We start from the raw sequence: 16,671 nt of genomic DNA, 5'->3' as shown, positions 1-16,671 counted from the left end.
TAAGAGAAACCGTCCACAATTTATTACACCGACAGAATTCTGCCCGTCTTCCTATTTTGCGTAATCATTAAAAAACTGTTCGGTGTCTTTTAAATCTTTCAAACCTAATATCCAACAGACTTCAGAAAGATCTGAGAAGTCTAAACCGCCTTCAAAAATAGCCTCATTTTTATATCTCCCCTCTTGACCGTTGTATTTATTTGAGGTTTTAATGGCTAGTCGCCAAATAGCAAGTAATTTTGGATCAGAAATTTTACTTTCCCAATTTTTAAACTCAGAATCATGAAACCCTGGAGTTCCGTTTCCAACTGCATTACCATCTGGTATTTTTTGATAATCCGTATTATTTTTCACAAAGAGTAACTCTTCTGGAGTTGTTGTCTTTTCATTCCAATCACTATGCTGTACCACATGAAAACGTTTAGAAATGTCCACGTTAGGCATATCTGTTTGAATCGCCCTTAAAAGTTCTGCAGTAAAATCAGATTGACCTGCTTCCGCTATCCAAATATCACCGTCATTGAGTAATGTTTTTTTAACAATAACGTTAACCTTCTTTATCGCATTTTTAAAATTTTCATGTGCATCTGTCCAATTATTGCCAAAAGCCAATTTCATTAAATCATTTGGCGGCACATACAAGCCTTTTTGAATACCATAAGTACCTGCTACTGCATGAAAGTTTATTTTCGAATATAAGGTGTCAGACAAAATAGTAGCTAAAGCTGCAGCCGTGTGTAAGTCGTCTACATCCGTTTTACAATCAAATTGAACTAATAATAAATCTCTTTCTTTATTGAAATCACCCTCGCTTGAGATTTTTATATCCGTAGCATGGCCATTAAACGTTATAAAGCAGATTGCCAAGGCTATTAGAACTACTATTTTATTTTTCATTTCTATTATATTTTAAGTGTTAATTTAATTGGATTGTTATTAATTCCCCGTTATACGCTACCGTTTGCCCCTCGGCCTTATAATTAAACGCATTTGGATTTTCTTTACTCACCGTTTTAATTACAAATTTCCTGTTTTTTAACATGCCTTTAAATTCTCCAGTTCGTTGGCCAATAGTTAAAGTATTCTCGTTGTTATTGTACGTTATAGGTATATTTGAAAAATTCCCTTTTTCATAGTTATAGTTTACACCCTCATCTTCATACAATGTAAAACTTCCATTTTGACCTTTATAGACATATAATACAATGGTATCCGCTAATTTTTCATCTGTATATTCAATGTCTGGTCCTATTGGAATAATAGATCCTTCACGAACATATAATGGTATTCTGTCATAAGGAGCATCAACATTTAATTTTTGACCTCCCTTTATTTCAGCTCCTGTATAAAAATTGTACCAATTAGCCCCTTCAGGAAAATAAACACTACGATTACGCTCCTCATATTCATACACTGGACACACCATAATTGATGGACCAAACATAAATTGATCACCAATATTTTCTACTTTTTTATCCTTAGAAAAATCCATAATTAATGGACGCATTATGGTATAATCATCAAAATAAGTTTTACCTGCCATTGTATAAATATATGGCATAAGCCTATATCTTAAATTGGTATAATATAAAATAGACGCATAAGCCGGATGCCCTTTTGGAGCAATCTCCCATGGTTCTCTAAACGGAAATTGACCATGAGCCCTATACAGTGGTGCAAAGGCTCCAAATTGATTCCAACGTGTATTTAATTCTCTCCATTCCTTATAATCGACATTTTCATTTCCTGTATTGTCAAAATTTAATTGAGCAGTTACATAACGATCTTCTACACAAAAACCACCTATATCCATGGTCCAATAGGGAATACCACTTACTGCAAAATTTAAACCTGCAGAAATTTGGGCTTTCATATCTTCCCACCGGGTACCAATATCTCCACTCCATGTAGCAGTAGAATAGCGTTGTGAACCTGCAAATCCAGAACGTGTAAGTAAAAACACACGCTTGTTAGTTTCAACTTCTCGTTGTCCATTATAAATTGCTTCTGCATTCATCAGGGCGTAAGTATTAAAAAACTCCGTAGATGATCCCAAGGCAGTGGGTCCTTGTAATGATTTTCGATAATCCATATCTGTACAATCACGCACATTGGGTTCACTAGCATCCATCCACCATGCATCGATATTTAATGGATAATAATGCTCATAAATCTGTTCCCAAAACAGTTTTCTAGCTCCTGTTGAATAGGGATCGTAAAATGACCCAATATATCCAGGCCCTACCCAATCACGAATACTATCTTTAATGGCCTGCTGGTACATCCAACCTTTTTCATCAAATTCTTTAAAATGTTCGGTGTTTTGATAAAATTTAGGCCAAATGGAAATCATCATTTTTCCATTCATAGCATGAATGGAGTCTACCATCCCTTTTGGATCGGGAAATCGCTTTTTATCAAACTCATGACTCCCCCACTGATCTTCTTCCCAATGGTTCCAATCTAAAACAATATTATCAATAGGAATTTTTCGTTCTCTGAATTCTTTTAACACACCCAGAATCTCATCTTGAGTATTATAGCGTTCCCTGCTTTGCCAGTAACCCATAGCCCATTTAGGCATAATTTGAGATTTTCCTGTAAGGGTACGATACCCTTTTATTACTTCATCCATTGAATTTCCATGCATAAAATAATAATCCATTTTTTTATCCATTTCACTCCACCAGACTTGATTATTTTTCTCATCACTTGGTTGTGGTTTACGAACTCTTAACCCACAATAGGAGGTACCTCCATCAGGTTTCCATTCAATACGCAAAGGCACCCTTTTACCCGCCTCTAAATTCAATGTGTATTTAAAACTATTCGGGTTCCAAGCAGTCCGCCATCGTTCTGGTACAATTAATTCATTGTTCATATAAACCTTCATGTATCCAGCATAGTACAAAATGAATTTATATACTCCTGTTTCATTAGCTTCTATATCACCTTCGTAAAAAATTTCAGCATTTTTTAAAGGAAAACCTTGTGGTAAATTTTTAATACTTTTAATATCCTCAAAGAAAATAGTAGGTTCTTTACGCACCAATGTTTGCACATCTTTGTCTGACGAAGTGTAGGTTCCTGTTAAGCTACCTTCCTCACCGTTTTTATCATATAATTTAAAAATAGCATTCAATTGTTCGTAAGGCCTGCTATCTCCAAATCGACTTAAGGAATAACTGTCCCATAAAAGCCCGTAGTTTTTATTGGAAACAATAAAAGGAACGGAAACCTTCGTATTATACTGGTATAACTCTTCACTTTTCCCCTTGTAATTGAATTCATCAGCTTGGTGTTGACCTAAACCATAAAAAGCTTCATCTTTAGGTGAATCAAAAATTTGACGTGTAGTAAAACCACTGGTACCGTCAACTTCAATTGGCGTAAAGGTCTTGCCTCCTCCTGCCTTTTCAGCTAAAATAAGATTTCCGTCAGTATCTTTAAACTTGACCCCGCCATTCTCTTTAGACACCAAAACCTTCAACTTACTCGTGGTTAACACAATGGTATCTGCAACCTCATCAATGGTAAACGGAACTGTTGGTATCTCCGGAACAATGATTAGGCTGGAATCTTTTGGAAACATTAATTCAGAAGTCGCAGACACATGAATCAATTCTTCTCCTAACACCTGGATGCGAATCTTTTTTGCCTCTTTACTACTGTTTTGTTTAAAATCAAGTATAAAACCATCCTCCATTTTTGTGTACTGCGTAGCTGTACATGATGTCAATAAAAATCCAACAATAAGACCTATCGCTATTTTATATTTTCTAATTATTTTCATTTTCGGAATTGGTTCAAGATTTGTTTTATAGTTTTTGTATTTGCTAAAGATTTTGAAAAAAGTGGTAACAACTTTTAATGCTCATTTTTTAATTCATCTCTGGTTATCGTATTTGAGTAATTATAAATATCCTTAACACCTTCATCTGTATTTGCAGTTTTTAGCCATCCTGACCAAACCATGAACCATGACCATTTTGGTTGAGCCTTTAAAATAATAACATTTGGTAATTGTCCAACTTCACCAAGAGCGATTGGTTTTCCATCTGCCAGTTCCAATAATTGCTCATAGTCTTTTTGCTCATAATCGTAATGATACACATCCGTAGCTAACACATCAACAAATTGATGTCCTGGATAAAAATCTTTGTATTCAAAAGCTTCATCTTTGGGTATATCTCTAGGAGCATTAGCATTCCAAACCCAGATTAAATTATTTATGCTATGATAATCTGTCAAACGTTGAAATAACATTTTCCATAATTTCACAAACCCTTCTTCACCCTTTTTGTCTCCCCACCAAAACCAAACACCATTCATTTCGTGATAAGGTCTAAACAATACAGGTATCTTATTTTTTTGAATCTCTTTTAAGTGAATTGCCAATTGATCTACTTGATGTAACCATCTCTTGTGCACTAAAGTTCCAGGTGTAACAAGGTCTTTCCAATCTTTATTAGAAATTTCACTTTGAACACTCTCTTTCCAACCATAAGGTGCATCATCTGATGGTTTACCTACATGCCACATCAATGTAATTATCGCACCTTCATTATGTTTTTTTATGACTTCGTTTACGAGTTTATAACCAGGATCAACCTCACCATTACTCCAATAAAAATCAGCTCCCCAAATGGCAGGGTATTTTCCAGTCATATTTTTTACACTGTCATAAAATCGATTTGTTTCATGACTATAACAATGTTGGCCTGAAAGAATTTGACCATTTAAATTACCTATATAAGTCAATAAATCTTTTGCTTCTTTTGAGGCTTCTTTGTTTACTGGTTCAATCTGTGAATTACACACGACACTAAAGACCAAAGCAATTAGTAGATAATAATATTTCATATTTAATTTTTATTCAACAATTGATCTGCTGCTAATATTAAAAATATATAATCAGTTGTTCCTCCTCCCAGCACATATTCAGTTTGTTGCCATAAGAAGGGCCATTCTAATAATTCTGGAAAATCGGGACGAATTAATGCTGTACCCGAACCAATGCCTCCCGGAATATAAGAATGTTCTCCTCTATTTATTCCATAAGCCTGTGTTAAAGATCTTGACCCTACACCACTAGCAAATGAGGATGTATTTATACCAGGATGTACGCCCAAAATAAAATTCATAGCATTTAACATATACTTTTTAGGAAAAATATCTGGATAGCTAGTATGGAAATAATATTGTCTTACTCCAAAGTTTTGAATGCCCCAACCGGCTCCCCAAATGTCTGGTTTATAAACTAAGCCATATGGAGTTTCATTTTCCAAGTGCTGAACTTTTTCTAAATATTCTTTTACCGCACCTTCAATTTTTGTTCTGAACTTTTTACTTTTCACGAGTGGTAATGCAGGGCCTACGACCCATCCTACTTTTTCTATATTTTCAGTTATCACCTTAACATTATCACTTAAATATTCTGCATATTTAGCATTGCCTGTAGTTCTTAATAACTCGACAGCCAACTCAATTTTATCTAACTTATTATTGGTGGACGTATTTGCCCAAATATTTTCTGCTATTGTTAAACATTTTGATGCTAAGCCCTCATTAAATCCTTTTAAAACTCTTGCGGTAGCCGCAAGTGCTGCCGCTGTATTAATTTCTCTTTTGGGATTGTTTTCTGTAAAAACCCATCTGTCATCTGGTGCATTATCCAATCCTTTTTCAATGGCAGATACTCCTGAAGCTGATAATTTATCATTTCCTGAATAAACCACATTATCACTATGGTTCACCGCATCTCCTAATAGAATATATTGACGCTTATGAGGTACAATAATCCCTCTATAGAATCTACCTAAGGACTCATAACCTCCTATAATTGACAAGGCTCCATGCTCTATCTGTTGCAATACATCGGCTTTGCCATCTGGCTGAAGCATTTCTACCGTTTTGGTTTCTTGATCAATACTGGTATTATCATAATCTACCTTAAATATTTCATAAATATGAGCTAATCCTTGAATGGTCGAAGCTTGAGATTCTACTCTAAGATCATAGTCTCCTGCATCATGCCAACCTCCTAAATTAATTCCGGGAACATGATCACCAGATTTAAAAGTGGTAAGCGTTTCTGGGCCTTGTAAATAACCATCAAAATGATTGGTATTGACCGGTGCCATTCTTGCATCATCTATATGACAGCGTCCATGCCAAACCTTATACCTATCATTTACCCTCATATGGCACATTTGCACAGGTAAAAAATATTCTAATGTTGGTTGCCAAACATTTCTTTGAAAAACAGTAGTACTTATTTGAAATGGACGTGTTGTAAACTCATTATATTTAATTACATACATTCCAGGTTCTTTTATTTCAGAGAAATCAAATTGGTAGTATTTGTATCGTAAAAAGTTACCCCAATCTTTAAGATTTTGCGATAACACTTCTGTAAATCCGCCTTTATTGTTAATTCTTAATAGCTTTATTTCTTGGATATTTTCATCAAGCTTGTCAGTTTCAACAACGGCAATTTTTTCTTGATTTGGATGATAACCAACCTGCGACACTTGTACGACAGGACTGTATTTATAATCATCAATAACATTTGGAGTAATTAACCATTCTATAGCATTTTTAGTTTTACCAGAAGGCACCAAAGACCTCACCACAAACCATCCATTACTATGTTTAGCTCTACCATCTATTAATTGTAAATCCGTATTTTGAAGATTTTTAATACGTAGCGTTTGACTTTCATTTTCTGGAACTATAACCAGTTCTTTTCCTTTAGCCATTGGAGTCAATTGAAACTCATCATCGCCATCCTTATATCCGGGTCCATTAGCTTGTCTGTTAAATAACCCAAAATGATCATCCATATAATAACTCTTACCGAATAACTCCCCAGGAAACAGTTCTATATTCATACCCACTTTACCAACCCACTTTTCTGGAATTGGCTCATCTAAATCGACTACAATTTTAAAAGATTTTCCTTGAGGAATAATTTTTAAATTATAAGACATGCTTAAATCAGGATACACAATAGGATTAAACCCTGTTTGATTTTTTGTGGCATCAGGATAGGTCATTTTCACGCTAATCTCATGGTTTTTCCAATCCACTTTCCTTTCACCTACTTTTGGAACAGGTTGCCATTGACCGGGTGTAGGTTCCAATCTTAAATCACCATTAGTAGCAACGCGAATACCATTTTGAATAATTCCGACACCTCCTTGATGACTCTCGGGATAAAAATCATGGGCCAACATAACATTAGCACCTTGCATTTCTAAATACTCCAAATTATTAATGGTAAAAATTTGAGTAGAATCTACTTTCTGCTGTCCATAAAAATAGACACTGCTGAGCAATACGTAAGCAAATAAAAAATGTTTCATAATTCTAAATATTTCAAATGATAAGTTCTTTCAATGGTATCAATAAATCCACTCATATAACAAGTTGAATTGTCTTATATAAAATATTACATCTCATAAAATCAATCCGACCTATTGTAAATATATTTAACAAAACCCTAATAACATACATGTTTTAGTGAAAACTTACACAAAAATATTACCTATACAACAATTGTATTATTACACGCTTCATCATTTATATCACTTCATTTTGTATTGAATTATTTTTACAGTGTAATACCATAGTAACTTCATTACCCATAATTGATTTTTTTTGAAAAAGAACAAATGACATAAGCTTTATTATTACCATTAATTAGTTAATTCTTTAAAACCAACGATGAACATAAATCAGAAAATATCATTAAAAGAAAAAATCGGTTACGCATTAGGTGATGGAGCAGCAAATATTGCTTGGAGAGGTGTAGCCACCTTCTTATTTATATTTTATACTGATGTTTTTGGACTAAGTCCAGTAACCGTTGGAGTTCTATTTCTAGTAGCTAGATTTAGTGATGGAATCAGTGATATCTTAATGGGTGTTATTGGCGATAGAACCAAATCTAAATATGGTAAATTCAGACCCTGGATATTATGGACAGCTATACCATTGGCTGTTATACTCTCATTATTATTTACAAGCCCTGATTTAAGTGCATCTGGTAAAATTGCTTACGCATATGTTACCTATATATTCTTCACGCTACTTTATACAGCCAACAATATTCCATATGGTGCTCTTATGGCAGTTATGACAGGAGATGATAAAGTGAGAACAACCTTAGGTTCTTATAGAATGGTAGGAGCATTTGCAGGTGGTATGCTTGTTCAAGGTGCCTTATTATTTCTAGTAGCTCATTTTGGGAATGTGAATCCAGACATTGAAATCAATAAATTAGCTAATGAAAAATTTAAAGTAGAAGTTTCTACATCAAAAGATGTAGAGAGTGTCAATATAAAAACAGAAGACGGTATAGCAACATTTGTTTGGGAAGATGCGAATATGGATTCTGAAGAAAATATTCCAACCCATGGAAAGAGTTTTGCAATGCAAGCCGGTAAAAAGTACGCATTTATTGTAACAGGAGAAGAAAATATTACCAAGAGTACTATTTCAATTATTGATCAAAAGAAAGGTTATAGTAATTCCATGTATGTGATGTCTGCTTTTCTAGCTCTATTCATGTTCATTACATTTTATACCACAAGAGAAAGAGTACAACCTCCTAAAGCTCAAAAAAACAATTTAAAACAAGATTTAAAAGACCTTATTTCTAATAAACCTTGGGTTGTTCTATTGGTTATCGGACTCCTATTCAATGTTTATAATTCTATAAAGCAAGGTATTGTTGTTATCTATTTTACACATTATTTAAATGATCAATTATTAGCGGCTTCGTATTTGGTTGGACTCATGCTAGCCTCTGTAGCTGGTGCCATGCTTACTTCTCCATTAGGAAGAAAACTAGGTAAACGCAATTTATTTATATATGCTTTACTATTTTCTGGAGGTGTAAATTCATTACTGATGTTTTGTGGCCCAGAAGATATTAGTGCCATTTTCACCATCGGTATTGTTTCAGAGTTTGCTTCTGCAATGTTTCCAACTTTATTTTTTGTTATGCTGGGTGATGCAGCAGATTTTTCAGAATTTAAAAATGGAAGAAGAGCAACAGGTCTTATTTATTCAGCAGGTTCGTTTGCAACTAAATTTGGAGGCGGAATTGCAGGAGCAATAATTGGATTGGTATTAGGGGCTTTTCATTACAATGGACAAGATACAACATCTATTAAAGGAGCAATTCCAGGTATTATTATGCTTATGAGTTGGGTTCCGGCTATAATCACTGTCATAACCGCTGGATTAATGACCTTATATCCTCTTAACCAAAAGAAACTTGATGAGATTACTTTAGAATTGAATTCCAGAAGATTAAAAGAACAAAACAACTAATACGATTAAAGATATATATTATGAAATACGGACATTTTGATGATGCTAATAGAGAATATGTAATTACGAACCCTAAGACTCCTTATCCTTGGATAAATTATCTTGGTAATGAAGATTTTTTCTCATTAACCTCAAATACAGCTGGTGGTTACACCTTTTATAAAGATGCTAAATTCAGAAGATTAACTCGTTATAGATATAATAACGTCCCTATGGATGATGGTGGTAAATACTTTTACATAAAAGACGGTGATACGGTTTGGTCTCCAGGATGGAAACCTTCTAAAACAGAACTTGACAGCTACGAATGCCGTCATGGTATGAGTTACACCAAATTTAAAGGGGCTAAAAATGGTGTAGAGACTGAAGTTATTCAGTTTATTCCACTTGGGTTTTGGGGAGAGATTCAAAAAGTAACCGTTAAAAACACTTCCCCAGAAGTTAAAAAGTTAAAATTATTTTCTTTTGTAGAATGGTGTTTATGGAATGCTGAAGATGATATGACCAACTTTCAAAGAAATTTTAATACGGGTGAAGTTGAAATTGAAGATTCTGTAATCTATCACAAAACTGAATTTAAAGAAAGACGTAACCATTATGCATTTTACTCAGTTAACCAACCTATAAATGGTTTTGATACCGATAGAGAATCATTTATTGGTTTATATAATGGTTTTGACACACCAGATGTTGTTACAGAAGGAAAACCTAAAAATTCTGTTGCTCATGGTTGGTCACCAATAGCGTCTCATTATATTGAAGTTGAGTTACAACCAGGTGAAGAAAAAGACTATGTATTCATGTTAGGCTATGTAGAAGTTGATAAGGAAGATAAATGGGAAAGTAAATCAATCATTAATAAAAAACCTGCAAAGGAAATGATTGCCAAGTTTGATACTGTTGAAAAGGTGCAAGCTGCTTTAGATGAACTAAGAACCTATTGGGATAATCTTTTAGGCAAAATAAATATCCAATCTAATGATGATAAATTAGATAGAATGGTAAACATTTGGAATCAATACCAATGTATGGTTACCTTTAATATGTCTCGTTCTGCTTCATTCTTTGAATCAGGTATTGGACGTGGAATGGGATTCCGTGATTCTAACCAAGACCTTATTGGGTTTGTACATCAAATTCCAGAAAGAGCAAGAGAACGTATTTTTGACATTGCTTCAACGCAGTTTGAAGATGGCTCATGCTATCATCAATACCAACCTCTAACTAAAAAAGGAAATTCAGCTGTTGGGGGAGACTTTAATGACGATCCTTTATGGCTAATCCTTTCGACTACAGAATATATTAAAGAAACTGGTGACTTTTCTTTATTAGATGAAATGGTTCCATTTGATAATGATGCGTCAAAAGCAAAACCACATTTTGAACATTTAAAAGTATCATTTTACCATGTTGTTCATAATCTTGGTCCACATGGTTTACCTCTAATTGGAAGAGCCGACTGGAATGACTGTCTGAATCTAAATTGTTTTTCAGAAGACCCTAATGAATCTTTCCAAACTACAGGAAATAAAAAAGATGGAAAAGCAGAGTCTTTAATGATTGCTGGTCTTTTTGTAGTTTATGGTAAAGAATATGTGAAATTATGTCGCAGAATAGGAAAAGAGGAAGAAGCTAATGAAGCTGAAAATCATGTAAACAATATGATAGAAGCTGTAAAAAAGCATGGTTGGGATGGCGATTGGTATTTACGTGCCTATGATTATTATGGAAACAAAATCGGATCTAACGAAAATGAAGAAGGAAAGATTTTTATAGAATCTCAAGGCTGGTGTACTATGGCCGAAATTGGTAAAGAAGAAGGAATGGTTGAAAAATCATTAGATGCTGTTAAAGAACATTTAGATTGTGATTATGGAATTGTTTTAAATAGTCCTGCTTTTACAAAATATTATATTGAATATGGAGAAATTTCAACATACCCAGCTGGTTACAAAGAAAATGGAGGTATTTTTTGTCACAACAATCCATGGATAATGATAGGAGAAACAGTATTAGGTCGCGGTGATCAAGCTTATGACTATTATACAAAAATAGCTCCTAGTTTTTTAGAAGATATATCAGAACTGCATAAAGTTGAACCCTATGTATATTGTCAAATGATTGCTGGTAAAGAGGCTTTTAAGCCTGGAGAGGCTAAAAATTCTTGGCTTTCTGGAACAGCTTCTTGGAACTTTTTTGCAATTACTCAATATATATTAGGTATTAAAACTGATTATGATGGTTTAAACATTAATCCTTGTATTCCAAAAAAATGGGATGGTTTTAAAATGAAAAGAGATTTTAGAGGAGCTACCTATCATATAGAAGTTAAAAACCCTGATCATGTTAGTAAAGGAATAAAATTAATTAATGTAAATGGAAAAGCTATCGATTCTACTATCGTTCCTATCCTAGAAAAAGGAAAAGAACATACGATAGAAGTAATCATGGGATAAACTATTTAAAAACATTACAATATGAACACATTCATCATTCAAAAAAATAAAGCAATACATTCCATAATTGTTATGTGCTTTATACTAAGTTATTCGCTTACAAACGCACAACAATCAAGCAGTATTCATTCAAAAAATACTGAAGTAAAAATTGACAGTATAATTTCTTTACTAACGTTAGAAGAAAAGGTATCGCTATGCCACGCTCAATCAAAATTTAGTACTCCGGGGATTCCTAGATTAGGGATTCCTGAAATCTGGATGTCCGATGGACCACATGGTGTTAGAGGTGAAATTAATTGGGACAATTGGGGCTATGCAGAATGGACAAATGATTCCATAACAGCATTTCCAGCGTTAACTTGTCTTTCGGCAACCTTTAACCCTAGTCTTTCAAGTGACTATGGAATTAGTGTTGGTGAAGAAGCAAGATATAGAAAGAAAGATATCTTATTAGGTCCTGGTGTAAATATTTACCGCACACCTTTAAATGGTCGTAATTTTGAGTATATGGGTGAAGACCCTTTTCTTGCCTCAAAAATGGTAGTTCCTTATATAAAAGGAGTGCAACAAAATGGAGTTTCGGCTTGTGTAAAACATTATGTTCTTAATAACCAAGAAGAATGGCGTGGTCATATAAATGTTAAAGTAAGCGAAAGAGCTTTGCATGAAATCTATTTACCTGCCTTTAAAGCAGCCATTATAGAAGGCGGTGTTTGGTCTCTTATGGGGTCATACAATAAACACAACGGACAATATTGTAGTCATCATGATAAATTAATCAATAAAATTTTAAAAGGTGACTGGGGTTTTGATGGCGTTGTTATAACCGATTGGGGAAGTGCTCATAATACCAAAGAGGCAATTCTTAATGGATTAGATATTGAAATGGGTACAGGGACTGACGGTTTAACTACAAACCGAAAAAATGCCTATGACAATTATTATCTAGCGTACCCTTTTTTACAATTATTAAAAAGTGGTGAAATTGACGAGAAATATGTAGATGATAAAGTCCGCAGAATTTTAAGGTTGATGTATCGCACAACCATGAGTTCTAATAGACCCATGGGAAGAATGAATAATGTGGAACACCACGAAGTTGCAAGAAAAGTTGCTTCTGAAGGTATCGTATTATTGAAAAATGAAAACAACTTCTTTCCAATTAAAGATGATAAAAATATAACTATAGCTGTAATTGGTGAAAATGCCACACGTTCTATGACCATTGGTGGTGGTTCTTCAGAATTAAAAGCACAGTTTGAAATTTCACCATTGGAAGGCCTTAAAAAAATCTACAAAAACGCGACTATAATTCATGCAATGGGTTATGCCTCAGGACCTTCTGCTTATGCTCAAGTTTTACCCTCTACATTAGATGCTGGCAAACTTAAAACAGAAGCTATTGCTGCAGCACAAAAAGCGGATATTGTTTTATTCGTGGGTGGATTAAATAAAAATCATCATCAAGATTGTGAAGGTGGTGACCGGTTAAAATTCGGACTTCCTTTTGGTCAAGAAGATTTAATTGATGAACTTTTAAAGGTTAACAAAAACATGGGTGTTATTCTAGTTAGTGGTAACGCTGTAGAAATGCCTTGGTTAGACAATGTGAACGGATTAATGCAATCGTGGTATTTAGGAAGTATGGCTGGTGAAGCTATTGCCGATGTTGTTATAGGTAATGTAAACCCTTCTGGTAAATTACCTTTTTCTTTTCCTAAAAAATTAAAAGATAATGCAGCTCATTTTTATGGTGATATTTCTTATCCTGGCGACTCTATTAATCAAGAATACAAAGAGGGAATTTTAGTAGGCTACAGATGGCACGATACTAAAAAAATAAAACCATTATTTCCATTTGGATTCGGATTATCATATAGTTCTTTTGACTTAACCGACATTACCACTGACAAAAAATCATATACTCCTAAAAGTCAAATTAAAGTGACTTGCAAAGTGGCCAATACAGGGACTGAAGACGGTGCGGAAGTAGTACAAGTATATGTGGGTAAATCTAAATCTAAAGTCCAAAGAGCTTTCAAAGAATTGAAAGGGTTCAACAAAGTTAATCTCAACGCTGGTGAACAAAAAACTGTTGAGATTTTGATAAATACCGATGACCTTTCATTTTATAATGAATCAACTGCCAATTGGCAACTTGAAACTGGCAATTACTACATTTACGTGGGTAACGCCTCAGATAATATCACAAAAAAAATTAAATTCACAATTAACTAATATTCATCTCATGAAAATCAACTTTAAAATCACCACACTCCTACTCTTATTTATGGTTTCAGCAATTAGTTGCGAGAAAAAAGAAGAAGTAGAAAAACAAGTTAATGAAGAAACATTAACATTAAAAAGTGCATTTTCAGACGACTTTTTTGTTGGGTCTGCCGTAAATGATAATCACATTAACGGGAAAGACACCTTGGCTCTGCAATTAATTGGTAAAGAGTTTAATACGCTTACACCAGAAAACATTATGAAATGGATGAATATCCATCCTGAAGAAAACACGTTCAACTATAATATGTCTGATCAATATGTGGCTTTAGGTGAAAAAAACACCATGCATATCGTTGGTCATACTTTAGTATGGCATAGCCAGTTAGCTCCGTATATAAATACGATAAGTGACAGTGCCACAATGGCTGAGAACCTTAAGAGTCATATTAACACAATTGTTGGTAAATACAAAGGAAGAATACATAGTTGGGATGTGGTAAATGAAGCCTTAAATGAAGATGGCACCTTACGAGAATCTATTTTCTTAAAAGTAATGGGTAAAGATTATATTAATTATGCTTTTCAACTTGCTGCTCTGGCAGATCCAGCAGCCGAACTAAATTATAATGATTATAACCTTTGGAAACCTGAAAAAAGAGCAGGTGTGGTTCAACTTGTTAAAGATCTACAAGCAAAAGGAACAAAGATAGATGGCGTTGGCATGCAAGCACATTGGAGTTTAGAAGGACCTTCTTTAGAAGATATTGAAAACAGTATTATTGCCTATTCAGATTTAGGTGTTAAGGTGATGTTCACTGAATTAGATATAACCGTACTACCTAATCCATGGGATTTAAATGGAGCGGCAGTGGAACAGAGTTATGAGCAATTTGAAGGCGATCCTAAAATGAATCCTTATCCAAATACATTACCTGATTCAATACAAAACAAACTAGCTAAACGATATGAAGACATTTTCAATTTATTTTTAAAACATAAGGATAAAATAAGTAGGGTTACCTTTTGGGGGGTACATGATGGTCAATCTTGGCTCAATGACTGGCCTATAAAAGGAAGAACAAATCACCCACTTTTATTTGACCGAAAATTGAATCCCAAAAAAGCTTATCAACAAATAATAGAGCTTAAAAAACAAAACTAATTACCTCAACACATAAAATTATGAGTTCTATTTCACAAAAATTATCCATAAAAGAAAAAATAGGCTATAGCTTAGGTGACCTTGCTGCAAACTTGGTTTTTCAAACACTAATGACTTACCTTGCCTATTTTTATACCGATATTTATGGGCTTGACACAAACCATGCTTCAGCTATTATGCTGACTGTAGGTTTAATTGCCGCTTTCGGTTTTAATCCAATTATTGGTGCACTTGCAGATAGAACAACCTCTAAATGGGGGAAATTTAGACCTTGGATATTATGGACAGCCATACCGCTAGGAGTTGCTGCTCTTTTAGCATTTAGCACGCCCGATTTTGCATATAAAGGCAAGGTTATTTACGCTGCAGCAACGTATTCTCTTTTACTATTACTCTATGCTGCAAACAACTTACCCTACTCTGCTTTAAGTGGTGTTATTACCGGTGATATGGGAGAGCGAAACAGCCTATCATCATATCGATTCGTAGCCGTAATGTTTGCTCAATTTTTTGTGCAAGTATTTATGCTACCCATCATTGAAACAGCTGGTGGTGGAGACAAAGCTGTTGGTATTGAAATTGTAATGACTTGGCTAGCTATTATTGGTACTATTATGCTCATCATAACTTTTCTAACAACAAAGGAACGTGTAATACCAACTGCTGAGCAAAAATCAAGCTTAAAAGAGGATATTGGTGATTTAACGAAAAACAAACCATGGATTATCATGTTGATTTTAACAACATTGATTTTTATTACACTCGCTATGAAAGGTGGTTCATACGTTTATTATTTTAAAAATTATGTTGATGCCACTGAGCTAACCTCATTCATTAGTCCCATTTTAGATTTCTTATCTAATATCGGAATTAACTTCTTTGGTGAAGATCCTGTTTCTGCTGGTTTTGGTTTATTTAATGCTGGTGGCATTATTTTTATGATTGTTGGTATTGGTTTATCTAAAAGATTAGCAGATAAATACGGTAAAAGAGATGTTTTTAAAGTGTTCTTATTTATATCAACACTATTCATTATTTTCTTTTATTTTTTCTCCTCAAAATCAGTGGAGTTAATGTTTATCTCTCAAATATTCCATGGTTTTTTCTATGGAATTACAATTCCGTTACTATGGGCCATGATAGCAGATGTTGCTGATTATTCTGAATGGAAAACCAATAGAAGGGCTACAGCCATTATTTTCTCCGCCATGATGGTAGGTTTAAAAGGAGGACTTAGTATAGGAAGTGCCTTATTAACATGGATTTTAGGTCTTTATGGCTACGTTACAAAAGAAGTTGCTACTGCTGGCGAAGCTATTATACAACCAGATAGTGCCATACAAGGGACTAAAATGCTCGTAAGTATTTATCCAGCAATTCCTTTTTTAATGGGTGTAGGACTTTTGTTTTTCTATGAAATAAATAAAAAAATGGAAGTACAAATTGAAACAGATTTAAATGAACGAAGAAATTAAA

9 protein-coding genes are annotated in these 16,671 nt (G+C 34.0%); 5 read left to right on the top strand and 4 right to left on the bottom strand.

Translation table 11 applies throughout. The features are described 5' to 3' along the window. Positions 1–51: 51 nt before the first annotated feature. The 4 genes from FF125_RS04030 to FF125_RS04015 all read right to left on the bottom strand — a co-directional run bounded on the left by FF125_RS04030 (position 52) and on the right by FF125_RS04015 (position 7,367). The gene (locus tag FF125_RS04030) at positions 52–897 is read right to left on the bottom strand and encodes a hypothetical protein (RefSeq protein ID WP_138948571.1); all 846 of its coding nucleotides are present in this window, start codon (positions 895–897) and stop codon (positions 52–54) included. Positions 898–916: 19 nt separating this feature from the next. Continuing rightward, a complete protein-coding gene (locus tag FF125_RS04025) occupies positions 917–3,793 on the bottom strand; it encodes a TIM-barrel domain-containing protein (protein ID WP_138948570.1) in 2,877 nt (958 codons plus the stop codon). A gap of 74 nt (positions 3,794–3,867) precedes the next feature. Beyond that, on the bottom strand, positions 3,868–4,863 hold the full coding sequence (locus tag FF125_RS04020) for a glycosyl hydrolase (RefSeq protein ID WP_138948569.1): 996 nt from the start codon (positions 4,861–4,863) through the stop codon (positions 3,868–3,870). A gap of 2 nt (positions 4,864–4,865) precedes the next feature. Continuing rightward, positions 4,866–7,367 carry a glycoside hydrolase family 9 protein gene (locus tag FF125_RS04015; protein ID WP_138948568.1) on the bottom strand — a complete coding sequence of 834 codons (2,502 nt, stop codon included), beginning with the start codon at positions 7,365–7,367 and terminating at the stop codon, positions 4,866–4,868. A gap of 361 nt (positions 7,368–7,728) precedes the next feature. Here FF125_RS04015 and FF125_RS04010 point away from each other — a divergent pair, with 361 nt between their 5' ends. From FF125_RS04010 to FF125_RS03990, 5 genes are read left to right on the top strand one after another with little or no spacing between them, the layout of a single operon-like run. Next, entirely contained in the window at positions 7,729–9,342 is a 1,614-nt protein-coding gene (locus FF125_RS04010) for an MFS transporter (RefSeq protein ID WP_138948567.1), read from the top strand. 20 nt (positions 9,343–9,362) lie between these two features. Further along, the gene (locus FF125_RS04005) at positions 9,363–11,798 is read left to right on the top strand and encodes a GH36-type glycosyl hydrolase domain-containing protein (protein WP_138948566.1); all 2,436 of its coding nucleotides are present in this window, start codon (positions 9,363–9,365) and stop codon (positions 11,796–11,798) included. Positions 11,799–11,819: 21 nt separating this feature from the next. Further along, a complete protein-coding gene (locus FF125_RS04000) occupies positions 11,820–14,039 on the top strand; it encodes a glycoside hydrolase family 3 C-terminal domain-containing protein (protein WP_250629680.1) in 2,220 nt (739 codons plus the stop codon). Between the two features lie 10 nt (positions 14,040–14,049). Further along, on the top strand, positions 14,050–15,195 hold the full coding sequence (locus FF125_RS03995) for an endo-1,4-beta-xylanase (protein WP_138948565.1): 1,146 nt from the start codon (positions 14,050–14,052) through the stop codon (positions 15,193–15,195). Between the two features lie 20 nt (positions 15,196–15,215). Beyond that, on the top strand, positions 15,216–16,670 hold the full coding sequence (locus tag FF125_RS03990; RefSeq protein WP_138948564.1) for an MFS transporter: 1,455 nt from the start codon (positions 15,216–15,218) through the stop codon (positions 16,668–16,670). Position 16,671: the final 1 nt, after the last annotated feature.

The sequence above is a fragment of the Aureibaculum algae genome, from assembly GCF_006065315.1.
Taxonomy (GTDB): Bacteria; Bacteroidota; Bacteroidia; order Flavobacteriales; family Flavobacteriaceae; genus Aureibaculum; species Aureibaculum algae.
This window is presented reverse-complemented; position numbering and strand designations above follow the sequence as displayed.

What these genes read in the sequence shown, in the direction of transcription:
- FF125_RS04030 (WP_138948571.1), bottom strand. Translation starts at nt 897, where the DNA reads ATGAAAAATAAAATAGTAGTTCTAATAGCCTTGGCAATCTGCTTTATA.
- FF125_RS04025 (WP_138948570.1), bottom strand. Translation starts at nt 3,793, where the DNA reads ATGAAAATAATTAGAAAATATAAAATAGCGATAGGTCTTATTGTTGGA.
- FF125_RS04020 (WP_138948569.1), bottom strand. Translation starts at nt 4,863, where the DNA reads ATGAAATATTATTATCTACTAATTGCTTTGGTCTTTAGTGTCGTGTGT.
- FF125_RS04015 (WP_138948568.1), bottom strand. Translation starts at nt 7,367, where the DNA reads ATGAAACATTTTTTATTTGCTTACGTATTGCTCAGCAGTGTCTATTTT.
- FF125_RS04010 (WP_138948567.1), top strand. Translation starts at nt 7,729, where the DNA reads ATGAACATAAATCAGAAAATATCATTAAAAGAAAAAATCGGTTACGCA.
- FF125_RS04005 (WP_138948566.1), top strand. Translation starts at nt 9,363, where the DNA reads ATGAAATACGGACATTTTGATGATGCTAATAGAGAATATGTAATTACG.
- FF125_RS04000 (WP_250629680.1), top strand. Translation starts at nt 11,820, where the DNA reads ATGAACACATTCATCATTCAAAAAAATAAAGCAATACATTCCATAATT.
- FF125_RS03995 (WP_138948565.1), top strand. Translation starts at nt 14,050, where the DNA reads ATGAAAATCAACTTTAAAATCACCACACTCCTACTCTTATTTATGGTT.
- FF125_RS03990 (WP_138948564.1), top strand. Translation starts at nt 15,216, where the DNA reads ATGAGTTCTATTTCACAAAAATTATCCATAAAAGAAAAAATAGGCTAT.